Origin of the sequence: Garicola koreensis, from assembly GCF_014195445.1 — a bacterium.
GTDB lineage: Bacteria > Actinomycetota > Actinomycetes > Actinomycetales > Micrococcaceae > Nesterenkonia > Nesterenkonia koreensis.
In genome coordinates, this window is record NZ_JACIBT010000003.1 from 97,131 (window position 1) to 121,526 (window position 24,396).

A 24,396-nucleotide genomic window follows, 5' to 3' on the forward strand; every position below is an offset into this window, starting at 1 on the left:
GGTGATTCACTCCGTGGTGGTGATGGCATCGACCCGGCCTGCGGCCAGGGCCAGCAGTTCGGGGACGGCTTCGATGTACCAGTAGGTGTGGGCGGGATCTGAGTGGCCCAGCCAAGTGGCCAGCAGACTCAACGTCGCGGCCGGGTCAGTTGCCTCGGTGGTGTAGGCCCGGATCATCTGCCGGGTAGCGAAGGTGTGGCGCAGGTCTGATAAACGTGGAGCTGGACCTTCCCAAGTGAAGTCAGCCGCGGCACGGATTCGCTGGAAGTGAGCGCCCACGCTTTGTCGCTGATAGGCGCTGCCTGTGATCGTGACAAAGATCGGGCCATCAGGCTGAGGACCGGCCGCCTGCCGGGAGGGATCGGCCTGGTAGCTGGTCAGGGCATTGATGGTGGTGGGACCCAGCGGAATAACCCGATCGGGACCGTGTTTGTTCGCCTGGATCAGCATGGTTGCGGCACCGACATCGAGATCGCCAGCTCGTAGGCGTAGAGCCTCTCCGGGCCTGATTCCGGTCACCGCCAGCAAACCAATCAGATGGGCCATCGTCGTCTGAACCAACGGGTGACTGAAAACCCGGTAGCAAGCGCCGATGAGCGCGTCGACTTCGGCTTGGGAGTAGATGTGAGGCCTGCGCCGGTCCCTACCGGCGTTTAACGCTCTAGTGGTGGGCACTTGCACATCCATTGCCAGTGCCTGGCAGTAGCGGGTAAAACAGCGCACTGCACTGAGGCGCTGGTGCTGATAGCCGCTGGTAAAGTCGCCCTCGCCGCGAACCCAGGCGGCGGCTTGGGCAGCTGTGAAGCTGGCACCAGTATTTCCACTGGCCCAGAGCCATTGAAGGAAATTCCGCATGTGGCGTTCTTCCATCAGCAGCTTGAAGCCCAGAGCCCGCCGTTTGGCCAGATAGTCCTCCAGTGCGGTGACCAGCTCGACGTTGACCAGCTCGGCACTCATGGCAACCTGCCCCACGGTGGGGCCATTCCGCGTAACGGGGCCATGTCCACTCGCGCGTAGCTCATGGCCGAGGCGGGGTCTGTGTGCCCGAGGAGCTCACTTACCTGCCTGATGGTCCCGCCTGCGCTGAGCACCTGGGAAGCCAGCGTATGCCGAAGCCGGTGAGCATAGACTCCTTCAAGACCGGCCAGACGAGCGTATTTGGTCACCACATTGCTGATGCCGGTGCGACTCAACGCGGTCAATGGCGGCATCGAGCGGATAAAGACACCGCGTTCACCGGGGTCGGCCCGACGCACGCGCAAGTAATCAACCAGGACCTGGCCAAGATCGGCCGGCATCGGAAGCACCAGCACTCGACCGCCCTTGCCGGTCACTTGCAGAGACGATCTTCTCCAGTCGATGTCATCAAGACTCAGGTCAGCAACTTCGCCGGCACGTATCCCTAATCGAGAAAGCATCGCGATGATCGCTGCATCTCGTAATCCCGTGGGGTTGGTCAGATCGACTGCGCGCTTTAGCGCGGCGAGTTCAGCACTGCGCATCGCCACCGGCAGATCAGGCCGAACTCGTCGAGCAGAGAGAACCCCACTGGCAATGGTGTCGCTGATCCATCCCTGGGCTGCCGCCCAGGTGAGCAGTCCACGCAACAGCGCGGCCATCGACTGAGCCGTTGAGGAGGAATAGCCGGCCACGGCACGGGCCAAGAACTCGTTGGCCATCGCGGCATCAACCTGGCCCCATGCCAGCTGGCCCTGCTCGTCCTCGATCAGCCTCAGAAAGCCTTCCCCGAAACTACGGGCCTTCCCGATCCAGCTTGGTCCTTGTTCCTGTTCTTGTGCTAAGAAACGCGCCCAGGCTGCAAGACACACCTGCACTGGCCCAGTCGGCACCTCAACAGTCGCAGCGGCCGGAACTCTGCCTGTCTGTTGCAGGAAGCGCATCACCGCCGAGATATTCTCATTGGCCGACCGGTGCTTGGGGTGGCGTTGATTATCCTGAGCCACCATGAGCCTGACACGGTCTGGGTCAAGGCCATCGAGTCCGACACCAGCCTCGGTCATCCATGAGCCCAGCCGCGCTGCTGCACGCACATGATTACGCTGGGTCAAGGGAGCATAACCTTGTACCAGCAGCCAATCTATGAACTCGGCCATCACTGCAGTCATAGGCCCCGCACAGCGGCGAGGCCAAATTTTCTGCCTCCACTGATCCGCGGAAAAGACCTGGTCACCTACGGTGATCTCAGTCCCTATAAACCCCGGGTCATCCACAGCGGCGATCGACGCGTATTCGGCACACATCGAGTTATTCATCACCTGCTCCTTCCTTCAGGAGCAGGCAGACTCTCATCCCAAAATTATGCCGACAAGAGTCAACGCCCTTCGGCCCTCACCAGGGGCAACCCGAAAAGGTCGGCATAATCCAAACATCGGCATAAGCGATAGAATGCCGACATCGGCATTCCAGCGCTTCAGTGGGACCGTTCGAGGTGCCGGGTCGGTCGAAGTAGGCCAGGATGTCCTCCGCCCGGTTCTTCAGGGTGCGCCCGAGTGTGGTCAGCTCGGTGAGTGCTTTGGGTACGGCGCGGGAGAGCTTGGTGATCACCTTCTGCATGATCTGCTTTCCCTGGGCCCGGTCGGGTTCGCGGTAGGCGGCGACCATGTGCTGGTAGAAGGCCCAGGTGGCTTCGACTTCGACGTGGGCGTCACCGTCGAAGACGTCCTGGATCCGACCGTACTGCTTATCGGTGAGCAGGTCGGCCCCGGTCAGCAGGGTCCGACGGGCCTTGTACAACGGATCCTGTTTGCGGCCCCGGTGGCCGAGGGTCTTCAACTGGATCCGGCGGCGGCATTTTTCCACCGCGTCGCCGGCGAGCCGGATAACGTGGAAGGGGTCCATCACGGCGGTGGCCTGGGGCAGTTCTTCTTCGGCGGCGGTCTTGAAGCCAGTGAACCCGTCCATGGCTACTACTTCGACTTGTCCCGCCAGGATTGGTCGCGGTCGGCCAGCCACGTCTTGAAAGCCTGTTTGGAGCGGCCCTCGACCATGTCCAACAGCCTGGCGGGCCCGGTGCCGGCGCGTAGCGGGGTGAGGTCGATGATCACGGTGACGTATTTGTCCCCGCCCCGGGTGTGGCGCCATACGTGCTCATCGACCCCGATCGTGGTCACGTTATCGAACCGGTGGGGGTCGTTGATCAGCAGCCGCCGGCCCTCGGCCAGAACGGCGTCGTTGGCGGTGTTCCACCGCACCGCCAACGATTCGGCCACCCGAGCCACAGTCAGGTGCTGGATCACCAGCGCTTCCAGGGCCCACCGCAGGCCCCTGCGGGAGAGCTTGGCCCGCGGCTGGGCTGCTTTCGTGGTGTCTTGCCGCCATACGTGGGCACATTCGGCGCACCGGTAGCGACGGACCGTGACATGCAGCGTGGTGGGCCGCCACCCCAACGGTTCATGCCCCAGCCGGCGGATCACCGTGCCCCGCGGGGAGCCTGGGGCTCCGCAGCGGCGGCACCAGTCATCGGATTCGACCACGCGGCAGGCAAGCACCGCACGCCGCGGTTCAATGCGTTGGCCAGTGGCTTCCAGGCCGAGCTCATCAAGGCGGGCGAATCTCGTCAGGTCAGGGTCATTGAAGGTAGCGTCAACCACGTCGAGGTCTTCCAGATAGGCAGTGTGAGAACTTCCATCATCGGAAGGCCTCGACCCCTATCCGGCCACCGACGCGCCCATCCGCCCACAGTCCGGGACTACACCCTCAATTGTGAAGAGCCGGCAATGGCTGCCGAGTCCCGCCGCACCGGACAACCCCTCGACACCCGCGACCTCGAGGCACGCCTACTCGCCGACGACGCAGAAGAGACCACCCAGGTCGTCGGCACCTGGACCTACGTCGGCACCGGCTGGCGCGACAACCTCGAACAAGCCCTGGCCCTGGCGGTCGCAGCCCGCAGCCGCGAGTACGACCTGTGGAAAGCCGAACGCCGCAAAGCGCGATCTGGGCTAGAGAGAGGAGATGGCCATGCAGGAGCAGGACATCAGGGAGGTGCCGACGTGATCGAGCGTCGAGTCCTGGACTCGGGGCGGGTGCGCTGGCGGGTCCGGTACCGGACACCGGAGCACCGCCAGCGGTCCCGGACGTTCGACCGGCGTGCGGATGCCGAGGCATTCGAGGACGAGCTGCGGGGTCGGATGCGCCGTGGGGAGTTCGTCGACCCTCGACGTGGACTGGTGACGCTAACGGCCCTGTGGTCCGAGTACGAGCAGGGCGGGATGACCCATCTACGGGTGACGACGCAGCAGAACTACCGCATGGCGTTTCGCCATGTGCTGAACCACTTCGGCACGTGGCCGGTCGCGAAGATCGAGCACGCCGACGTCGCGGAGTGGGTGACCTCGCTCGGGAAGACCAAGGGCCCGGAGACCGTGCGCTACGCCCACCGAGTCTTCTGTCTCGTCCTCGACTTCGGCATGCGGACCCGGCGCCTGAGCCACAACGTCGCTCGTGGCGTCCGGTTGCCAGCGAGGCCTCCATCGCGCGAGCGGATCCTGACCATGGCCCAGGTCGAGGCCCTGGCGGCACGCCTCGGTCGTGAGGGCGACCTGGTGCTGGCGATGGCCCTGCTCGGTCTGCGGTGGTCGGAGCTGGCCGCCCTCAGGGTCTCGGACGTCGACCTCGAGCGGGGCAGGGTCCGGGTGGTCGAGCGGGCTACCGAGGTCGGCGGTCGGATGGATGTCTCTGCTCCGAAGTCGCGGACCTCTGCACGCTCGATCGGGATCCCGCCCTCGATGCGGGAGGTGCTCGAGGCCAGGACCGCGGGTCGGTCTGCGGATGCGTTGGTCTTCCCCGCTCCGGACGGCGGCTACCTGCGCAACGGGAACTGGCGGCACCGGTCAGGGTGGAGCGCTGCGCTGAAGTCGACGGGGCTCGAGGGGGTGACGCCGCACGACCTGCGACGCACCTTCGGCAGTCTGGCGAGGAAGGCCGGCGCCGACCTGCGCTATATCCAACGAGCGATGGGCCACGAGTCGATCACCACCACGGCGCGCATCTACGCGCACCTCTACGACGACGAGCTGGACGAGATCGCAGCCGCGCTGGACGGCCTGCGGGGAGCCCAGCCATGAGCCCCCTTCGCCACCTGATGTGCCCAAAGTGTGCCCATTTCGGCCCCGCCGAACTGCTCTTGGCGGCGCTTGCAGGTCTGGTCGCCGTCCTTGCCGGCTCGGCTAAAACCGCCCCTGACCAGCAAAAACGCCCCCGACCGTGTCGAGGGCGTTCCGCTGAGCCGCCTATCGGAATCGAACCGATGACCTATTCATTACGAGTCGGGCCCGGCGCCTGCCCGTGATGAACTTCCCGCTCAACCATGCGGGTTCTGGTGTTGGGTCGTGTGGGCGTGGTTGGTCGTTCTCGGAGTGACGGGGGCACTATGGGGGCATTTGAAGGCCTCGCTCCCCAGCGCTCCGGCGGGGCCACGGTCGCCCTCAGGTGGCCGAGCTGAAAGGCCGTCGTTGGCACTCGGCTGCGAAGCGAGGAACACCAGCACGGCTGAGCCTTTGAAGCAGGTCGGCCATCGTCAGTGTTGGGCGAGTGGCCTCGTCTACTTGTCGGATCATGGAACGGGCCACCTTCTCCGGGTGCAGGTCGAGCTGGTCGAGCAGGAAGTCGTCCGGGTGCACCGCCGTGATCTCGAAGCCGGCGAGCGAACTGGTGGGGAAGTCGTCGAGGTTGAACGTGACCAGTACCTGACTGTCGCTGTGGACGGCGGCAGCCAGGACGTGACGATCCTTTGGATCACAGGTCATGATCGGGATCAGCGGTTCATAGCCCTCGACCATTGCTTCGGGGAACGCGTCTGTCATGGCTTTGACGCGACGGTCGGCTGCACCCGCCGGAAGGTTGGGGATCATGCTGAGGTTGCGGCGAAGTTCCTCGACGACGTCCGGGGACCATTGCGGACTGAAGGCGTCCTCCTCAGCGATCCGGAGCAGGGTGTCGTTGAGGTTTGCTCCATAGAGGACGCAGGTGTCGAGGAAGGCTGGGAACGCCATCTGGTGTCAGCGAGTGCGCCGGGGCGGACCGTCGGTGGCTTCGTAGAGTCCATCGCGTTCGCTTTCGAGGGCCATGCGTTCGAGCGCTTCGCGTCGCTGGTTCCTCTGGTGCTGTTGGTAGTCGACGAGGTCTGCCAGCCGAACGAACCGGTGACGCCCTGGCTTCTCCATGGGGATCTCGCCTCTTTCGAGCATGCGGACGAGGGTAGGTCGCGAGATGCCGAGAAAGTCGGCCGCCTCCTGGGTGGTCAGGCGGGCGTTCTTCGGCGCGACGGTGACCCCCATGCCCTTGTCGAGGGCTTCTGCGACCTGCCGGAGCACGTCGTACATCGCTTCGGGCAGCAGGAGGCGCTCGCCATTAGCGCCAACGAGTTCTGGTCGTTGTGTACTGCCCTCGCCCAGGATGGCCTTCAGGGCCGGATCGACCGCCCCCTCGGGCACGTAGGTTCGGACGTCGGGGCCAGCTGCTGTCTTGGTCATGTCGTCGCCGTCCTCTCATCCACAAGGATACTCAAACGAACAAAACGAACAACCACCACGGTGGGGGCGTCGCAAAGATCTGGGGCCGGCCGGAGTGGGGCCACCGACCCGATAACTAGCCCTCCTCCGCGTCGCGGACCAGGGTCAGGGGTGGCCGGAGGCCATCGCGTAGCGACGCGTAGCGCCCTTGATGCTGGTGCGCGGCGTGGAGACTCTCTAACCGCGGGTCGGTGGCCTCGCGGTAAGCAGGATGGCGCCCGATGTAGTTCGGGCAGTCGCGTACCAGGCAAGGGCCGAAGGTCTCGTCGGCTTCCAGGTGTGCGGTGTCCACCGGGTCATCGTGCCTGAGACGAGCTGATCGGAACAGGCCAGCGGGGCATCCGTCCAGACGGGCGGGTGCCTCGTTGTTGTGCCCGGAGTGCGGAGCGGGCGGGGGTGCGCGGAGCGAGCGAAGCGAGCGCAGCGCGGGGGTCCCCGCGGAGCGGAGCACGACGGGCACTCGCGCCGAAGGCGCGCTTGAACCAGTAAGGAAAGTCCTCACGCGGGTACTTGGCATATGCTCCGTTTGCCGAACATCACACCGAACAGCACAGTGCGGCCACAAAGTCGCTCGGCCTAGAGGTCGGGCCCGCAAGAGTGGCGGCGCACATGCGGACCAACCGCCTACATGGACAACGCGCTGTGTCGGGCCGGGCCCCGGTTGCGACACCTGCGGGGGCATGGGTCTGCTCATCGATGGTCGCTAAATGCAACTCACCCGGCGACGTCCACTGGAATCTGCCCCCTTTATTGCCTGCGGCGATTAGACGCGTTGGCATGGGTGCACGGCTTGGTTCTCTCGGCCCCGCGACATCTCGCGGGTCAGCCAGAAGCCGGCGGCGAGCAGCAAGGCGCCACCATAGATGATGCCTCGTCCGGGCACCTCTGCGAAGATCAGATATCCGAATATGGAGGCTATAACCGGCGAGACGATGACGTCGACCAGGGCATAGACATTGGCATCGATCGACTTCAAGACGATGGAGATGCCGAAGTAGGCGAAACCTGTGGAGACGATGCCCAGGCCCGCGGCCCAGAGCATCACCGGCAGTTCCACGCCGAGTGCCGGATGCGCGATCGTCGTCGCCACTTGGCCGGGGCCGACGATCAGGAGGAACGGCGAAAGCGAAAGTGCGGCGACCAGCAGTGACCAGGCGATGTCGTTCCCGGTCTCGGTTTTACCCTCGTAGCGCATGTAGGTGACCATCGCGGCGTAGATCGCCCCGGTGGCCAGCGCCACGAAATTTCCCAGCATATGGCCGCCACCGAGCGGGTTGGCCAGCGCAATGCCGGCCAGGGCGATAGCGAATATCAGGATGTAGCTTTTTCGCGCCTTCTCGCCGAGGAAAATCGCCGAAAAGATGAACACAAAGAACGGCGCGATGCTCCAGAAGATCACCGCGTTGGCGATAGGTACAAGCGACATCGCGAAATTGAATGCGCTGCCCTGGGCCGCGATCAGCACGCCGATGATAGCGGTGTCCTTGACGTTGCCCGCGGGAAAGCGGGGCCATTGCCGAGTTGCCAGGGCTCGCGCTATGAACAGGAAAGTCGCTGCGAAGGCCATGGCATAGAAGGTCAGCGTCTGGATTGGGATCCGCCCGTCGGTGAGCTTGACGAACACACCGATGGTCGCCTCGGAGAACGTGATCAAGGCAAGCAGAAGGAGGGTTCTCACGCCTGTCCCTTCTTGCGCGTCTCACGCATGACATCGATCGCTTCGGCGTCGGACTCGTCGAGGTAGGCGGCCTCCACCTGCAGTGTGGCGAAGAAGAAGCCGTACTGATCCTTGAGCATGCTGGAGGCGGCTTGGAGCACAGCCTGTGGATCGGCCCCGTCGGCGATGCGCAGGTGACCGGAGAACACGTAACGTCCACTGGTCAGTGCCCAAGCGTGCACGTGATGGGCGCCTTCAACGCCGTCGAGCGCTTCCAGTGCTTCGGTCACCTCACCCAGGCGAATCTCAGCGGGCGTGCCCTCCATCAGCAAATGGGTGGAGTCGCGCAGGATGCCCCAACTTGCCCATACCAGGACGAAGCCGAAGGCCATTCCGAGCAGCGGATCGATCAGCAAGAACCCGGTGAAGCGGATCACCAGCGCGGTGACGATGATGAGCAGGCTGCCGACGAAAGTCTGAAGAATGTGCCACAGCGCGCCTCTGACGTTCAGGTCGCTGCGGCTTTGCTTCCAGATCAATCCCAACGAGATGAACTCGGTGAGCAAGCCACCGGCCGCCGCCCACAGCATGGGTGTAGTGGGCAAGTCAACGGGGTCGGTCATGCGCATGCCGGCCATCACAATCACGACCAGCGCCATGCCCAGCAAGAAGCCGCCGTTGACCAGGGCGCCCACGATCTCGGCGCGATACCAACCGAAGCTGCGGTCCTTATCGGCCGGGCGGCGGGCCAGTCGGGCGGCGATGATGGCCACCAGCACGCCACCCACCGCCGAGAAGGTGTGGGCGGCGTCCGAAATCACCGCCACCGATCCCGTCCACAGGCCGATGCCCAACTCGATGACGAAGTAGATCCCCGTCAGCCACGCCGAAATCGCCAGGGCGGCGCCGCTGGAGGGCAGGTGCCCCGCGTGGCTGCGACCGCCGTTACCGTGAGCCATCGCCTTCCTTCCTCCGTTTCGTCATCGCTGTACTCCTTCATCTTTTTACCAAGTGCCGGAGAACCCCGGACCATTTCGACGCTACTGGGCAGTTGCGACAGGGACAACAGTTCGGAGCCGAACTTCACCGAATCTTCATGTCGGCGCGCACACGGGAAACTGTGCGGGATAGATAGAGCGAAGAACCCTGGCCCAGGGCTCACCAGAGCAGCGACGGTTGAGTCAACGACTCTGGCAGCAGGTGCCTCGTTGTGAAGGCGAGGCACGAGACACCGGACTCACGCGAGCTGCGAGGTGGTGAGGCACGTCGGATCACCTTCTCCGGTCGAGATCGGCGCGGTCGAGGTCAGACCCTCGTGTTCAATGCTGAGTTCGGCATCTATGTCTCGTGGCAGCCACAGCCCGAAGAACCCGTTGTCGTGTGTTTGCACGGTCTCGTCGACCAAGACCTCGCCGGTGTCCCCCTTAACGACAGTCACCTCCAGTTCTTCATTGCCCATCTCTCCGACACACGTCGTCAAGCTGTGAAAGAAACACTCGTGCGTCTGGTCAACGTAGGGTGCCACCGAGAGGTAGAACTCATCCTCGGGCAGGGGCACTGTTGATTCGTTGCCCTCATCATCGATCATCACAACTGCTTCTGTTTCAACGGATGCGACAAAATCTGTAGGCCGCTCCGCCAGCGGCAGCTTTTCCAGTTCCTCGACAAGCTCCCGTCCGGAGGCGTCCTCCAACCCGGAGACTGACAGCGCAGTGGCACTGCCCCCGGAAGGGGCTGAGGGGTCTTCAGATGAACATGCTGCAACAAACACCATCGCTGCTAGAGCCGCAGCGGTTGTGCTGAAGCGTCTGGTTCGGCTGGCCTGCGTCATGGTGGGGTCCTCCTAGGTACTGAGTAGTTCGACAGGTTGTTGGGAAACACCGCTGATGACTCAGAGGCTGTCGCGCATTTCTTCCATCTCGTCGATCTCTGCAGACTGGTCGGAGATGACGTTTTCTGAGAGTTCAAGGGCCTCCGGGTTCTGTCCCGTTTCGAGGTGCTCTTCTGCCATGCTTACGGCACCTTCGTGGTGGATGATCATCTGGTCTAGGAACAGGCGGGAGGCTTCGTCCCCCTCGGCAGACTCCAGGTTTTCGAGGTCATCTTCACTCATCATGCCCTCGTGGCCACCATCGTCCATCATGCCACCGTGGTCTCCGTGATCGCCGTCGGGTTCATGGCCCCAAGTATCAAGCCATGATTCCATCTGCTCAATCTCGGGCTGCTGCGCGGCTCGGATGTCTTCCGCTAAAGCCGAGACCTCGGGATCGGCATCATCGGTCTGCAGCAAGATGTCTGACATTTCCACCGCCTGCTCGTGATGAAGAATCATCCCGGAGGCATACTCGGCGTCGGCATCGTTGTAATCGGCATTCGCGGTCTCAGTTTGTTCGTCCTGTGCAGCAGGATCGTCGGTAGGGTCCTCGGTGTCCTGAGCGGGATCTCCACAAGCGGTGAGTGCGACAGATGCCGCAAACACACTGACCGCCACTGCCCTGAGTCTAGTCTTCATGCCTTGATCTCCTTAAAGTTGATTCCTGCTGAGTAAACCCGAGGCGGAGGCCGCCAGTCTTGCCGGAAGTGGGTTCTTCAGAGGATCTTTAGGAAAGTTAAACTCCCGCTTGATGCGGTTGTGTCGGGGCTCACTCGCCTGATGGCCGCACCCGTGGCGGCCTCAGGAGCATCTCCAGCGGCCCGCGGTTGGCCAGCCGACGCCAGATGAGCGAAAAAGCTGTGAGCACGGCAAGGATCAGGGCGCTGATCACAAGCCCTTCTGGAACGTTAGCGGGCCCAGGTCGCACCGCGAGGGCAAGAATCAGCAGATGACCCACGTAGCCGGTGAAGGCCAACTGACCTAGCTTCACCAGCGGCTGCAGCCAGCTTTGGGTGCCGCGGTCAGCAATCTTCAGGCATAGTCCCAACACAAAGATGGCCACCCCGGTACTTTCGACCAGCCATAGCGGCATTTGGGAATGAGCCACAGAGCTGATCAACCGTTGCCACACCTGATGACTGGTGGGCTCACCCATGTAGGTGATGAGTGCGAAGGAGGTGGCCCTTGCTCCGAGGGCGCTGACCGCGCCCCACATGATGAGTCGGGTGCTCAGGAGCTGACTGGTCAGGTCCCGCCTCCCAAGCCACATCCCGAGGAGGAACGGGGCCACCCAGACTGCGACGGGGTATGGGCCTATGATCAGAGTGCCAGTCAGCAAGTCCCAGGGAGAGTCGGTAGCAGCCAGCGGTTCTCGATCGAACCGCTTGTCGGTCTGTTCTTGAACCGCGAGCCACAATATGGGCCCGAGCGAGGCACTGAATCCGGCAAGAACAAGCAGCACGCCCCCGGCGGCTCGAGTGAGGGGCAACGCCACGATGAACAGGACAGCGTAAATCACTAGAATCACCGAGACGCCGTGGTCCAGGGCTTGAAGGAGCAGTCCGCCCACGAACAGCACCAATGCCCGCCACAGGATAGAGCCCGCCGGTATGGAAGTTTCTCTGCTCCGGGCGCGCCGGGACAAGAGGGAGAACCCGATTCCGCCTAAGAGCATGAACAACAACGAAGCCCGCCCGTAAGGGAGGCGGTAGAGCATCTCGGCCAAGCTGTCTCCGCCGCGCGGCCCGACATTGACGACCACCATGCCCGCCACGGCGAGGCCGCGAGCCGCGTCCAGCGCCACGAGACGCCCCGCGCCTGGCCTGTCGCTCTGCTTGAGGGAGGACGTGCTAGGAGGTGGCAATCTCGCTCCCCCTGAGTCAAAATGTGGTCTTCGGTGTGCGCGATCACTTCCCGCGACCCTCTAGGCTAGCCAACCGCCGTGGCTGACAGGCTCAAATGCAGGGTCCCTTGACTGAATCTTGATTGAACCTTCGCCAGATGCCGGGATTGCTGACGACGGCTGTGCGTCAGCCGTGGCGCGGCAACTCCACTGTAAAAAGAGTTCCATGCCCGGGGCCGCGACTTTCGGCCCTTACATCGCCGTCATGAGCCTCAACGATGGAGCGTACGATCGTCAGCCCGATACCGGAACCGCCGTGGGCGCGATCACGGGCGGTGTCCACCCGGTAAAACCTTTCGAACAGGTGGGGAAGGTGCTCTGGGGCTACCCCGTGACCAGTGTCTTCGACGCTCAAGAAAACCGTCGCTGAGTCGCTGCCGGCTCGAAGGGTGACCTGATCACCCGGTCCCGTATGCCGCAAGGCATTGTCGAGCAGGTTCGTCAGAACTTGTGAAAGGCGATCCCGGTCCCCGAGGAGCACGGCGCCCCCGGAATCTTCGGCAATCTGCAGAGTGACCTCTTTTGCTGCGTAGGAGCTGTGGGCTTGTCCCTGCGCGACGCCGATGAGCTCGGCGACCGAGATAACGTGGGTCTCCATGCTTAATCGGTGTTCTTCGGCAAAGCTCACCAGGGAAACGTCTTCCGCAAGGCGCTTCAGGCGATCGGTCTGCTCACGAAGCATGGTCAGTGTTTCTGGGTCGGCTCCTGCCACCCCGTCGAGCATTGCCTCCAGATAGCCATCGACGGTGGCTACAGGTGTTCGCATCTCGTGAGCCAAGTCAGACAGAAGCCGCTTTCGAGTGTGTTCTGTCTCGTCGAGTTCCGAAGCCATTCGGTTAAACGCCGAGATCATTTCGGTGAACTCTGCGCCCATGGCGCCCTCTGGTACCCGTGCCCCGTAATCGCCGTGTGCCACCCGAATCGCAGCGCTGCGCACCTTATTCAGAATGCCTGCTATGCGGCGTGCGAGAAAGGCACCGACCAAGACGGACGCTAGGCAGGCCGCAATCAGTGCCAATAGGAGGGAGAGCTGCCAAGATGCGTCGAAGGCCTCCTCAGCGTGCCTCACCACCTCTGGGCCCGGATTGGGAGTCTCAACCATGAGCATGTGCTCGTGGAAAATCGCTGGTCCGGTGGCAAGGGCCACGACCCAAGCTGTCAGCGCCCCTACGCCAAGGACGAGAACTGCAGCCAGGAGTATCCGGACCCCAAGCCTGGCACCCCAGGGTTGCCGCGCAGGCATCATTCGCCCGTCCGCAACTTATATCCCACGCCACGCACGGTATGAACGAAGCGAGGCCAAGCGGGGTCGTCATGTATCTTTCGCCGGAGATTGCCGATGTGCACGTCGACCAAATGCTCATCTCCTATCCACTCTCCACCCCAGACTTGGGTAATCAGTTCGCGGCGGGACTTTGCGGTCCCGGGTTCAGTGATCAGCGCTGACAGCAGCTCAAACTCGGTCCGGGTCAACTCCACTTGACTGTCGTCAAGCCACACTTCGCGCGCATTCGTGTCCACCACCAGGGCTCCCACCCTGTGCCGGTGCCTTTCTGCTGCCGACCCAGGACGCGACCGCCGCAACATAGCCCGGACCCTCAGCACCAATTCACGCGGGCTGAAGGGCTTTGTCACGTAATCATCGGCCCCCACCGACAGGCCAATAAGACGATCCACCTCATCAGCGCGTGCCGTCAGCATGATCACGTAGCAATCTGAAAACGTTCTGACCTGTCGGCACACTTCCACCCCGTCCACCCCAGGCAGCCCCAGGTCCAGGATGACCACCGCGGGCTGAAGATCGCGCACCATCTGGATCGCTTTACGACCCTCATCAGTGGCCTCCACCGAGTACCCCTCTCGCTGGAGGTACTCACCTATCAGGCGCACCAGCGGCGCTTCATCGTCTACTACGAGGACAGTGGGCCGGTCGGTTACTGTTTTGGACGTCATTTTTCGATCGTAGAGGACGCTAGCTTTTCCGTACGGCTCCCTTGTTCGTCCCGCGCGGAAGGGCAGTGCATTTCGAGCCCGCCAGGATGCCCCGGGGCCAGCGACCACGAGTCCTGTCGTTACCTGATCGTGACAACTATATAGATCTGTTATACAGTCGGCTGAGTGCTCGGGGCAGGAGTCCGAAACTGTCCCAAATCCCCATCCCGGTTCAGCCCCCTGCAAACCGGCACGGGCACGTTCGCTGAACTACCGCAACAGCAGGGAAAGGTTCCAGAAGTGACAGACACAATCATCTATGGCTCGCGACGTGATCGCCGCCGCGCAGCCCGTAAGAGCTTGGCCGCCGCAAACGCAGCCTCAGCCGGCCGTGCGACCGCAGCTGTGCTGGCCGCATCCGGCCTAGTCATCAGCAGCACTGCAGCCGCAAACGCCACCGAGGAATCCGACGAGGGCCGCGAGTCGGCCACCGTTGAGCTCAACACCTCGGCGCTCAACGTAGAGCGCGCCTCCACCGTTGCTGCTGAGGCCGTCAGCGCCGACCCCGACGTCGAGCTGAGCTTTGACCGGCCCGCCGTGAGTTCCGAGGCCGCCCCGGAGCCAATCCCAGAGTCAGCACCGGAGCCGGTTGTAGAGGCGACACCCGCTTCCCACCAGGTCGAGCAGCCGGCGCAGACTCAGCCCGATCCGCAGCACAGCGAGTCCTCTCAGCAGACCCATCAGCACAGCCACCAGGCCGAGCAGCCCGCGCAGACCGAGCCGCCTCAGCAGCGTGAGACACAGCAGGCGCCCCAGACCGGTCAGCAGACCCATCAGCACAGCCACCAGGCCGAGCAGCCCGCGCAGACCGAGCCGCCTCAGCAGCGTGAGACACAGCAGGCGCCCCAGACTCGCCAGCAGGGCTCCCAGCAGCAGAGCCAGTCCAGTAATGGGGCCTCCGCTGCAAGCGGGAATCAAGAGCGGCCCGCCAACAGCGGAGGCAGCAGTTCTGTGGTCAGCGCCGCATACGCTGCCGTCGGGACCCCCTACAAGTGGGGCGGGAACACGACCTCTGGCTTCGACTGCTCCGGGCTCATCAACTGGGCCTACAACCAGGCCGGCCGCGGCGGCCTTCCCCGCACTACTTACGGGATGGACGCTTCCCTTCCACGAGTCTCCAGCCCCCAGCCCGGGGACATTGTGCTCGCCAACAACAACGGCCACGGCGGTATCTACGTGGGCAACGGCCAGGTAATCTCGGCCACCAGCTCCGGCGGGGTGCGCTTGCACGGGATGAACGAATCATGGCACCAGGTCAACGCCATTCTCCGACCAGGTGCCTGACCTGAGTCAACAGAAGCTTTTACAGCGTGGGGCGTGATCCGCAAGGGTCACGCCCCACGTCTTTGGCCACCCCAGGCAAGGGCCGAACTCTCGCCCACTCCAGAGGTCCGGCTGGGTCCGTCCGTCTACACATTCTCCGTCGTGTCGTGGGCAAAGCCCACATTCTCCCCAACCGGCCCCACACACTCAGCTCAACTGCCCGTCGCCGATCTGGTAACGGATGATGCCCCCGGTGTCCGAAACCGGGGGCATCAATCAGTGAGTTATTCAGTTGTTCAGGCCTGTTCCCTACCGCTGGAGCGTGGCCTATGGTTCAGATTCAGGTCACCCGGCGCACGGTGGTGGGCGAACCGAAGACGCTGCGCACGGTCACGCCCGAGGAGGGGGAGCCGGCATCGACGATCTGCCCGTTGCCCAGGTAGATGGCCATGTGATAGTCGCCCCAGAAGATGAGGTCGCCGGGCTGACGCTCGTCCCAAGAAACCTGGCGTCCCTGGGTTATCTGATCATAAGTCGTCCGACCGAGGCTGATCCCGGCTTGAGCGTATGCTGCCTGCGTAAAGCTGGAGCAGTCCCAGGCGTCGGGGCCATTGGCGCCCAACCGGTAGTAGGTGTTGGAGCGGTTGGCGGTGTTGACTGCCCAGTTCATGGCGATCTGAGCGGCGTTGCCGCCGCCGCTGCTGGCCTCCTGGACGTTGGATGACTGAGTCTGGGTCGCCGTGGGGGTCGGTGTCGACGTCTGAGTCGGTGTCGGTGTCGGCGTTGGGCTCGCGGACTGGGTCCGGCTCGGTGACGGGGTGGAGCTGGCGCGGTCCTGGCGTTCCAGGTAGTCCACGTGCCACTGGAGGGCATTCTGCGAGACTCGCCCGTCAGCGGTGGTCAGGTCAGGGTTGTTCAGCACCGCGCGGTAGTAGTCACCGCCGCTGCCGCTGAAGCCTGACTCCAGCCGTGCGCCGGTGCTGAGCAAGCTCTGCATGGAGCTGGGGAGATCACCCCAGGAGGGGATCGACGGTGTCGAGTTCGTGGTGGCCCGCTGTGCCGGGGCGGATGTCGAGGGCGACGGCGAGGGGGTAGACGTTGCTGTCTGGCTCGGCGTCGGAGTGGGGGTGGCGCTGGGGCTCGGTGTGCTTGATGGGGTGGCTGAGCGCGTCGGGGAGGGGCTGGGGGCGGCCTCTTCCTCCTCTTCCTCCTCCTGGGCCTGCAGGTAGGACCGGTGGCCCTCCAGCACGGTCCAGTTCACTGTCCCGCCGCTGGTGGTGAAGTTGGAATTGTCCAGCACCATCCGGTAGTAGTCCCGGGCACTGCTGCCGTTCTCCAGTTCACCGGTCTCAGCCAGCAGTTCCCGCTGGTCCGAGCTGAGGGAGTCGAAGCTTGCCGGCGAGCTCTCATTCGAAGCTGTGCTGACGCTTGCGTTATCCGTGGCCGAAGAGCTCGGGCTTGGGGTATCGCTGGGGCTTGGTGTGGCGCTCGGGCTTGGGGCAGCGCTGGGGCTGGGTGTGGCGGAGGGGCTCGGGGACGGTGCCTCGCTGGCCGATTCTTCGGCCTCCTCCTGGGATTCGAGGTAGTCGACGTGCGCTGCCACCGCTTCCCAGTTCACACCGCCAGAAGCGCGGGTGAAGTTGCTGTTCTCCAGCACCGAGTTGCTGTAGTAGGACCGTGCGTCGCCTGCATCTTCCAGCTCGGCGCCCAAAGCCAGCAGCTCCTGCTGCTCGGAGGTCAGTGAGTCGAAGCCGGATGGCTCTTCGGAGGTTTCTTCAGATGCGGCTTCCCCGCCCTCATCTGAAGAAGCCGCAGCAGGCTCCTCGGCTTCCTCTTCCTCGCTGAGGGCTTCTTCATCTTCGACCTCGGCATCGGCGGCTGCGGCGCTCACCTGAGTCTGCTCGGCATCTGCGCGCAGCTGCTGGATCCGGTAGGTCAGCTGCTGTTCGTCAATCTCGCCGTTCTCATCGAGGAAATCGGCATTGCCCAGGAAGTTATTCAGAAAGCTTGCGAAGTCGCCGTCCCAGTCCTCAAGGTGGCTCTTCACAATTGAGGGTGTAGTCCCGGACTGTGGGCGGATGGGCGCGTCGGTGGCCGGATAGGGGTCGAGGCCTTCCGATGATGGAAGTTCTCACACTGCCTATCTGGAAGACCTCGACGTGGCTGACGCTACCTTCAATGACCCTGACCTGACGAGATTCGCCCGCCTTGATGAGCTCGGCCTGGAAGCCACTGGCCAACGTCCTCGTACCCAAGTGCGATCCAAATTTTTCCCTTGAACGCTTGAGCAATTTTGCCTTGGAGGATCACATAGTCGAGCTTCAGATCATCGGTGAACTCTCGTGCCTCATCGGCTGTGAAGTCGGTAGGTGAGAGCGGTGCGCTCATGCTGCCACCACCTTAGGATCATCATTCGGCTCGAATGGATTGTTATCCGCGCCGGCGAGGATGGTCGCGAGTGGTAGATCCCAAGTTTCAGCAAGCTTGAGGAGTTCCCCGAGTTTCCAATCGACATCCCCATGAAGACGGCGTGAAACGTTCTTCTGCGATGTGTCCAGGACCAGCGCCACATCGGATTGACGCAGTTCTCGTCTCCCCATCTCCGCCAGGACATTCGCTCGTACTTGTTTCGAATACCTCATGCTGCCTACCGTAGGCGCTCACAATCTACGACACAATGCCTGACACGGCATTTTCGGGTCTTTCTAGGCGCTCATCGTTTACAGCCGACCTTCTACGACGTAACCTAGACACATGACAATCCCGACCGCTGAAATCACAGAAAATGAACGTGTGGGCCGAGAGATCAAAGCTTGGCTGGCTCGCCATAGCTTGAAACAGACCGATCTAGCAGACGTAATCGGTGTCGCTCAGAAGAACGTGTCTCGTCGCTTGCGTGGCGAAATTCCCTTTCGCATTGACGAGCTTCTGGCTATCACGCAAGCACTGGACATCACATTGGGCCAGCTCTTGGGGAATGACCTGGTTAACGAGAAGAACCCCCACCTGGTGTCAGGTGAGGGTTCTCGTGGCCAAACTTCGGGCCATTTCGTTGCGGGGGATGGATTTGAACCATCGACCTCCGGGTTATGAGCCCGGCGAGCTACCGAACTGCTCCACCCCGCGTTGGGACTTAGCCAGTTTACACCGGCATGAGCACGACACAAAATCGTGGGAATCGGGGCCCGGCTGTTCGGCCGGGCCCCGATTCCTCAGCGATCACTGGGACTGCGCATCCTGATTCTCCAGGAGCTGCTCGAGCACCTGGTCCAATTCGATCTCCGCGTCATAGTACTCGGCGCGGTCACCGGATTCCCAGGCCTCGTTCTTCTCGTTGAGCAGCTGGCCTGCCCGGTCGAGGAGCTCCTGGGAGTCGGCATCATCCAGGACCGGACCGGGGGCAGGCGAGGTGGTGTCCTCCTCGGGCTCCTGGGTGGCCCCGGCATCCTGGGTGGCCTCGTCCTCCGGGGCGGGGCTCTCCTGGCCGTCGTCGGGAGCGGCTGTTTCCCCCTCAGCGCCAGGATCCACACCAACTTCCTGCTCCACGGCGTCGGGATCGACACCGGCACCCTCGGCCGCCTCGACCCCGGCGTCGCCGTCGAAGATCATGTCCAGGGCTTCCTGCAGGTTGTCGCCGTGGCCGACTTCCTCGCCGAAGGCGACCAGCACCATCCGCAGTGCGGGATAGGCCGCATCGGTGCCGGAGGACTGCACGTAGACCGGCTGTACGTTGAGAATGCCGTCACCGGCCGGGATGGAGAGCATGTTGCCGCGGATCACGTCTGAACCGCCGATCTCCAGCACATTGAGCTGCTGAGCCACGGCCGAGTTCGAGTCGAAGTTGGCCTGGGTCTGTCCCGGGCCGGGAATCGCGGTGTCGCGCGGCAGCTCCAAGAGCTGCATAGTGCCGTAGTTCTCGTTCTTCACTCCGTCTTCGCCGGTGCCGGCGTCCCCGGAGGCACCGAGGAACCCGTAGAGCACGTTGCGCTGGGTGCCGTCGGCTTCAGCGGCTGGCAGGAACGTAGAGGTCAGCTGGAAGCTTGCCTCATCCTGGCCCGGCAGCTGCAGGGTCATGTAGTAGGGCGGCTGATCCACGTCTTCGCCGCTGGTGGGGTCACCGGGAATCGACCAGGCGTCGTTGCCCTCATAGAAGGTGCCTGGGTCGGTGACGTGGTACTCGGTGAGCAGCTCGCGCTGGACCCGGAACATGTCCTCCGGGTAGCGGACGTGGTCCATCAGTTCCGCACTCATCTCGGAGTAGGGCTTCAGCGAGTTGGGGAAGACCTTCTGCCAAGCCTGCAGGATTGGGTCCTCATCGTCCCAGGCGTAGAGCTCCACCGAACCGTCGTAAGCGTCCACAGTGGCCTTGACCGAGTTGCGCAGGTAGTTGACCTGCCCGGTCAGAGCCGGAGCACCCTGGGTCAGCGCGTCCGTGGTGGCCGACTCCAGCTGCTGCTGCGTGGAGTAGGGGAAGTCGCTGGAGGTGGTGTAGCCCTCAAGGATCCATTTGACGCTGCCGTCAACGATGGCCGGATACATGTTCTGGTCCAGCTCCAGGTAGGGAGCGACCTGCTCCACGCGCTCACGGGGGTGGCGGTCATAGAGGATCTGTGACTCTTCGGTCATGTCGTCGGCTAGGAGAATCTCCGGGGCCTGGAACTGCAGAGCGTAGACCAGGCGGTTGAAGACGTTGCCCACTGCGGGTCCACCATCTCCCTGGAAGGTGTACTGCGCATCGCGGCCCTCGTCAGCTTCTGCCTCTTCCGCCTCCTCCTCAGTGAGCTGGGTGGCCGGGCGATCCAGCTCCATGGGAGAGACGCCCTCGGGTGCGCCGACGATCGAGTACTGCGGCGAGTTCTCACCGAAGTAGATGCGCGGCTCGTAGTCCTCATCCGAGGCGAGCTCCCCGGTGGTCGGGATGCCCTCCAGGGTGAACTCCGGGCGTCCCTCGGCGGTGACGGTGTTCGCGTTGGCGGCCACCAGGCCGTAGCCGTGGGTGTAGATGAGGTGCTGGTTGACCCAGGAGCCCTCGGAGGGGGCGTTGACCTCGCGGGCGGTGATGACGGTGTCGCGAGTTTCGCCGTCGATCTCATAACGGTCGAAGCTCAGCGTGTCCGGGAAGCTGTAGTAGGGGCGGAACTGCTGGAACTGCCGAAACGCCGGGGAGACGATGTTCGGGTCCAGCAGGCGGATGTTCTCAACATTGAACTCATCGCCGGCCAGCGCCCCCTCCTCGGCCATCGGCTGCGCGTCGTAGAACTCCTGATTCATGTCGTCCAGGTCGTAGGCGTAGCGGGTCAGCTCCATGTTCCGCTCGATGAACTCGGTCTCCAGGGTCTGCTCTGACGGGTTGACCTGGTATTCCTGGACCAAGAAGGGGTAGACGCCGCCTCCGATGATCGCAGTGAGGATCAGCATGGCGGTGCCGATGATGGCCAGCCGCCAGCGCTTGGTGATCGCAGTGATGATGAAGATCACCGCGACCAGCCCGGCAGCCACTGCCAGGATGGTTTGGGCCGGGATGACGGCGTTGACGTCGGTGTACATGGCGCCAGCCCAATTGCCACTCTGGTCCTGCATCGTCGCATAGCGGTCCAGCCACCAGTTGACCCCCTGCAGGGCCAGGACGACGGCGGCAGTGACAGCCAGGTGCCAGCGGGCGGCCTTCTCGATGACGAACTTGCCGGACTGCTCGATGCGGATCGCGCCGAACAGGTAGTGGCACAGCAGGCCGGCGATTCCGGCCACCAGCACAGCAGAGATCAGAAAGCCGTTGATGAAGCCCAGGAAGGGCAGGGTGAAGACGTAGAACGCGTAGTCCAGGCCGAACTCAGGATCGGTCTGGCCGAAGGGCTCCTGGTTGAAGAACAGCAGGATGTTCTGCCAGTTGGCCTGCGCGGCGCTTCCGGCGAATACGCCCATGAGCACCGGAAGGCCGAACATCAGCAGCCTGCGCATGGAGGTCAGCATGGACTGGTAGCGGGCCACCGAGTCGTTGACGTTCTGGGCCGCCCCCGTGGGTCGGGTGCGGAAGGCCAGGAAGAGGCTGAGCCACACCAGCAGGCCCATGACCAGGAAGGCCGCTGCGAAGACGAGCACCCGCGAGAGCCGTTCGGTCCAGAACACCTCGGAGTAGCCCACTTGGTTGAACCACAGCACATCGGTGTAGAAGCCGGATGCGGCGACGAAGATGCCCACCAGCACGGCGATGATGATGATTGTGATGATCAGCGCCGATGGGCGGCGTGACCTGCCCTCCCCGGAACCGGATCCGCCCGACCTGTTGCCGCCGGACCCGCCTGACCGGGGGCTGTCGCTGTTACCCGATCCGGAGCCGAAAATGCCCCCGGAGAAGGGGTTCGAATTGCCGAATCCCTGAGAGAAGCTCACCCTTGTGTCCTAGTCTCTAGTGCTGTCACTGTGTGCGTGCGATTCTGCTGACCGTAATCAGCGTCCGCAGGGCTCTACCCCTGCGAGAAAGTCCTCATCGCCGTCTCTGACGGCTTCGACAACTGCGACGGCTTCGTCAACATCTTCGACGCCGTAGACATCGAGTCCCTGCGGAAGCCTACCCTCCAGCTCATCACAGTTGTCCCGCGGCGCCAAGAAATGCTCAGCGCCCTGCTCCTGAGCACCGACCAGCTTCAGCGGCGCCCCGCCGATGGGTCCGACGGTGCCGTCCGGGTCCACTGTTCCGGTGCCGGCCCAGTCCTGGCCCCCGGTCATCGACTCCTGCGTCATGGTGTCGATGAGCCCGAGGGAGAACATCAGTCCGGCCGAGGGCCCCCCGACGTCCTCCAGCTGAATCTCGGCCTCGACCGGGAACTCGAACTCATTGCCCAACAGAATGCCGACATAGTACTCACCGTCGGCCTCCTGATAAGTCGGAACCTCGACGTTGACCTGGCCCCCGTCACGGGCCACGGTCAATTCTATCGGTTCTCCGGAGGCTTCGTTGACTGCGGACCGCAGCCCTTCCAGTCCGGTGACCGACTCTCCGGCGGCCCGCAGGATGCGGTCGCCGGCAGTCAGCAGCTCATCAGTGCCGGCCTCGACCGCATCGGGGGTGAAGTCGGCGACGAACAGCTCCACCTCAAAGTCGATCTCAAGGTGGTCAAGCGCTGCCGCCAGGGAGAGCTGCTGGGAGGAGGCCATCGCCTCGGTGTTGCGCTGCCGGACCTCCTCCGCTGTGGTGCCGCTGGGGTATACCAGCTCATCCGGGGTCATATCGGTGTCCCCCGAAGCCCATCCGCGCACCGCCTGCGGCACCCGAACTGTTTGGGTGGGCGCACCGGTGACGTAGATCGTGGTCAGCGCCAGGGTGCCTTCGGCGTCGAAGGTCTCAGCACCGGTGACACTGGTGACCGGCTGATCCTCAATCTCTCCAGTGGTGTTGAAGGTCGGGCCGGGCGACTCCAGCATGTAGGGGCTGGGCATCGCCAGGGAGGCCGCAGCCAACAGCAGGGCACCGGTGCCCGAGGCGAGTTGGACCGTGCGCCGCAGCGGCAGGGTCAAGAGTCCTCTCCCCGGGGGTCCTCAGTGCTGCCGTAGCCGCCGTCGAGGAGCTTCTTCAGCTCGTCATCGATCTTGGCTGACTCTTCTTCGCGCTCGGCACGGCGGGTGAAGAAGCCCTCCGGGTCATCCAGATCCTGTTCGTCGGGCTGGACGTCGGGGTGGCTCCACACCTCATCGCGGCCCTCGATTCCGGAGGTTTCGCGCAGGTGGGCCCACAGCGCGGCCGCATCGCGCAGCCGACGCGGGCGCAGCTCCAGTCCCACCAGCGCGGCGAAGGCGTCCTCAGCGGGGCCGCCGGTGGCACGACGACGGTTCATCGTCTCGCGCAGCTTCTCCAACGAGGGCAGGTGGGCACCGGCCTGGGCGACGACGTCGTCGACCCATCCTTCCACCAGCGCCAGGGTGGTCTCGATCCGGCGCAGCGCGGCCTCCTGCATGGGGGTCCGGTCAGCCTGGAAGAGCCCGTCGCCGAAGAGGTCCTCGATCTCCTGCGGGTTGCTGGGGTCGATCTGGCTGGCGGCCTCCTCGATGCGCTCCATGTTGATGTGGATGCCAGCGGCGTACTGGGAGACGGCGTTGAACAGGTCATCCTCCAGCCAGGGCGCCCGGACGAAGAGCCGCATCCGGGCCGCCTCACGCAGCCCGAGGTAGAGCATGACCTCCTCGTCCTCGACCTGCAGGCCCTTGCCGAACTCAGTGATGTTCTGCGGCACCAGGGCCATGGTCTGCCCGGCCATGGGAAGCCCGATGTCTGAGCCGGAGTGCACCTCTGCGGCGAGTTCGCCGACGGCCTGGCCGATCTGGGCGCCGAAAGAGATTCCGCCCATGCGCTCCATCATCGACGCCACCTGGTCGCCGGCGCCGGCGGGCAACATGCCCTTGAGTTCCTCGGGGATGCCTGCGCCTTCGCCGTCCTCCAGCTGTTGGCGCACGACCTGGCCCATGGCCCGGCCGACTGACTCGGCGACCGGTTCGGTCAGCCGCTTCCACGATTCGAATGTGCGCTCCACCCACTGTTTGCGGCTGAACCCCTGGCCGATCTGACCCAGCGATTCGAACGTGGTCGCCTCGTTGAGCCACATCTGGGCCAGGCGCAGGGCGTCGTCGATGGTTTTGGACTCTGCGGGGGTCACGGCTGCGTCGTCGTTGTCGATGGAGCTCAGCGCGGCCTTCTTGGTGATGTCCCAGTTGACCACCTCGTCGGAGTCCTGATTCTGCATCGCGGAGAACATCGCCTGGACCTGCCCCATGATCTGCTGCATCATCTGCGGGTCAGCGCCGAGGCCACCGGGCAGCTGCGAGGGGTCGAATCCGGGCGGGAAACCGGGGAAGCCGCTCTGCTCGCCGCCTCCGGAGCCGGAGGACCCCGGGTTGCCGGTGAAGCCCATCGACGGCCCGGACTGGTCAGATTTTCCGGATTTGTCAGCGTCTCCGGACTTCTCGTCGTCGTTCTGGTCCTTCTGGCCGAAGGCCTCGCCGAAGAGCTTGCGCAGGAACTCCTCGTCGGGGCCCTGGTCTCCGGAACCTTGGCCGCCGGAACCCTGGTCGCGGTCTTCGCTGTTGCTCATGGCCTTACGCTCCCTGCCTCAGGTCTGCCTGCCGGTGGTGGTTGAAGTCGGTAGGACTGCAAGGGTAACGCTGCGGCCTGGGATTGTCCGCC

General features: G+C 63.6%; 20 protein-coding genes, 1 tRNA gene and 1 pseudogene. 3 read left to right on the forward strand and 19 right to left on the reverse strand.

The window, feature by feature from the left end:
* Positions 1 to 6: 6 nt before the first annotated feature.
* From FHX47_RS06850 to FHX47_RS06860, 3 genes and pseudogenes are all read right to left on the reverse strand, one after another.
* A complete protein-coding gene (locus tag FHX47_RS06850; protein ID WP_183358182.1) occupies positions 7 to 957 on the reverse strand; it encodes a tyrosine-type recombinase/integrase in 951 nt (316 codons plus the stop codon).
* Positions 954 to 2,273, reverse strand: coding sequence for a tyrosine-type recombinase/integrase (locus FHX47_RS06855; RefSeq protein ID WP_183358183.1), 1,320 nt, complete (start codon positions 2,271 to 2,273; stop codon positions 954 to 956). Before FHX47_RS06855 ends, FHX47_RS06850 begins: the two co-directional genes overlap by 4 nt.
* A 133-nt stretch (positions 2,274 to 2,406) precedes the next feature.
* Positions 2,407 to 3,611 (reverse strand): annotated as a pseudogene (locus FHX47_RS06860) (ISL3 family transposase); the annotation flags it as partial.
* A 126-nt stretch (positions 3,612 to 3,737) separates the two neighbouring features.
* Between FHX47_RS06860 and FHX47_RS06865 the strand changes: the two are divergent.
* On the forward strand, positions 3,738 to 5,087 hold the full coding sequence (locus FHX47_RS06865; protein WP_183358184.1) for a tyrosine-type recombinase/integrase: 1,350 nt from the start codon (positions 3,738 to 3,740) through the stop codon (positions 5,085 to 5,087).
* Positions 5,088 to 5,447: 360 nt separating this feature from the next.
* Here FHX47_RS06865 and FHX47_RS06870 read toward each other — a convergent pair whose 3' ends face one another.
* The 9 genes from FHX47_RS06870 to FHX47_RS06910 all read right to left on the reverse strand — a co-directional run bounded on the left by FHX47_RS06870 (position 5,448) and on the right by FHX47_RS06910 (position 13,919).
* Positions 5,448 to 6,014: a PIN domain-containing protein gene (locus FHX47_RS06870; protein WP_183358185.1), complete on the reverse strand. Its 567-nt coding sequence runs from the start codon at positions 6,012 to 6,014 to the stop codon at positions 5,448 to 5,450.
* A 6-nt stretch (positions 6,015 to 6,020) separates the two neighbouring features.
* Entirely contained in the window at positions 6,021 to 6,494 is a 474-nt protein-coding gene (locus FHX47_RS06875; protein WP_012801972.1) for a helix-turn-helix domain-containing protein, read from the reverse strand.
* Positions 6,495 to 7,296: 802 nt separating this feature from the next.
* On the reverse strand, positions 7,297 to 8,211 hold the full coding sequence (locus FHX47_RS06880) for an EamA family transporter (RefSeq protein WP_183358186.1): 915 nt from the start codon (positions 8,209 to 8,211) through the stop codon (positions 7,297 to 7,299).
* Positions 8,208 to 9,149 carry a cation diffusion facilitator family transporter gene (locus FHX47_RS06885; protein ID WP_183358187.1) on the reverse strand — a complete coding sequence of 314 codons (942 nt, stop codon included), beginning with the start codon at positions 9,147 to 9,149 and terminating at the stop codon, positions 8,208 to 8,210. Before FHX47_RS06885 ends, FHX47_RS06880 begins: the two co-directional genes overlap by 4 nt.
* Before the next feature lie 278 nt (positions 9,150 to 9,427).
* Positions 9,428 to 10,021, reverse strand: coding sequence for a CueP family metal-binding protein (locus FHX47_RS06890; protein ID WP_183358188.1), 594 nt, complete (start codon positions 10,019 to 10,021; stop codon positions 9,428 to 9,430).
* A gap of 60 nt (positions 10,022 to 10,081) precedes the next feature.
* Positions 10,082 to 10,681 carry a DUF305 domain-containing protein gene (locus FHX47_RS06895; protein ID WP_343064332.1) on the reverse strand — a complete coding sequence of 200 codons (600 nt, stop codon included), beginning with the start codon at positions 10,679 to 10,681 and terminating at the stop codon, positions 10,082 to 10,084.
* A gap of 151 nt (positions 10,682 to 10,832) precedes the next feature.
* A complete protein-coding gene (locus FHX47_RS06900; protein WP_183358190.1) occupies positions 10,833 to 11,867 on the reverse strand; it encodes a DUF418 domain-containing protein in 1,035 nt (344 codons plus the stop codon).
* A gap of 226 nt (positions 11,868 to 12,093) precedes the next feature.
* Complete coding sequence (locus FHX47_RS06905; protein WP_183358191.1) at positions 12,094 to 13,212, reverse strand: ATP-binding protein; 1,119 nt, start codon at positions 13,210 to 13,212, stop codon at positions 12,094 to 12,096.
* A complete protein-coding gene (locus FHX47_RS06910; RefSeq protein WP_183358192.1) occupies positions 13,209 to 13,919 on the reverse strand; it encodes a response regulator transcription factor in 711 nt (236 codons plus the stop codon). Before FHX47_RS06910 ends, FHX47_RS06905 begins: the two co-directional genes overlap by 4 nt.
* Positions 13,920 to 14,198: 279 nt before the next feature.
* Here FHX47_RS06910 and FHX47_RS06915 point away from each other — a divergent pair, with 279 nt between their 5' ends.
* The gene (locus FHX47_RS06915; RefSeq protein ID WP_183358193.1) at positions 14,199 to 15,242 is read left to right on the forward strand and encodes an NlpC/P60 family protein; all 1,044 of its coding nucleotides are present in this window, start codon (positions 14,199 to 14,201) and stop codon (positions 15,240 to 15,242) included.
* A 319-nt stretch (positions 15,243 to 15,561) separates the two neighbouring features.
* Here FHX47_RS06915 and FHX47_RS11065 read toward each other — a convergent pair whose 3' ends face one another.
* The 3 genes from FHX47_RS11065 to FHX47_RS06930 all read right to left on the reverse strand — a co-directional run bounded on the left by FHX47_RS11065 (position 15,562) and on the right by FHX47_RS06930 (position 17,863).
* Positions 15,562 to 17,268, reverse strand: coding sequence for an NlpC/P60 family protein (locus tag FHX47_RS11065; RefSeq protein ID WP_183358194.1), 1,707 nt, complete (start codon positions 17,266 to 17,268; stop codon positions 15,562 to 15,564).
* A 128-nt stretch (positions 17,269 to 17,396) separates the two neighbouring features.
* The gene (locus tag FHX47_RS06925) at positions 17,397 to 17,609 is read right to left on the reverse strand and encodes a hypothetical protein (RefSeq protein ID WP_183358238.1); all 213 of its coding nucleotides are present in this window, start codon (positions 17,607 to 17,609) and stop codon (positions 17,397 to 17,399) included.
* Positions 17,606 to 17,863, reverse strand: a complete 258-nt coding sequence (locus tag FHX47_RS06930; protein WP_183358195.1) for a helix-turn-helix domain-containing protein — start codon at positions 17,861 to 17,863, stop codon at positions 17,606 to 17,608. Before FHX47_RS06930 ends, FHX47_RS06925 begins: the two co-directional genes overlap by 4 nt.
* 112 nt (positions 17,864 to 17,975) lie before the next feature.
* Between FHX47_RS06930 and FHX47_RS11125 the strand changes: the two genes are divergently transcribed.
* The gene (locus FHX47_RS11125) at positions 17,976 to 18,314 is read left to right on the forward strand and encodes a helix-turn-helix transcriptional regulator (RefSeq protein ID WP_183358236.1); all 339 of its coding nucleotides are present in this window, start codon (positions 17,976 to 17,978) and stop codon (positions 18,312 to 18,314) included.
* Here the strand turns inward: FHX47_RS11125 and FHX47_RS06940 are convergent.
* The 4 genes from FHX47_RS06940 to FHX47_RS06955 form a co-directional block, all read right to left on the reverse strand.
* Positions 18,274 to 18,347, reverse strand: a tRNA-Met gene (locus tag FHX47_RS06940). The two genes, FHX47_RS11125 and FHX47_RS06940, sit on opposite strands and share 41 nt — an antisense overlap.
* A gap of 93 nt (positions 18,348 to 18,440) precedes the next feature.
* Positions 18,441 to 21,611 carry a UPF0182 family protein gene (locus FHX47_RS06945; protein WP_183358196.1) on the reverse strand — a complete coding sequence of 1,057 codons (3,171 nt, stop codon included), beginning with the start codon at positions 21,609 to 21,611 and terminating at the stop codon, positions 18,441 to 18,443.
* A gap of 57 nt (positions 21,612 to 21,668) precedes the next feature.
* Positions 21,669 to 22,736 (reverse strand): YlbL family protein, encoded by a 1,068-nt coding sequence (locus FHX47_RS06950; RefSeq protein ID WP_183358197.1) that lies wholly within the window; start codon positions 22,734 to 22,736, stop codon positions 21,669 to 21,671.
* Positions 22,733 to 24,304, reverse strand: coding sequence for a zinc-dependent metalloprotease (locus FHX47_RS06955; protein ID WP_183358198.1), 1,572 nt, complete (start codon positions 24,302 to 24,304; stop codon positions 22,733 to 22,735). Before FHX47_RS06955 ends, FHX47_RS06950 begins: the two co-directional genes overlap by 4 nt.
* Positions 24,305 to 24,396: the final 92 nt, after the last annotated feature.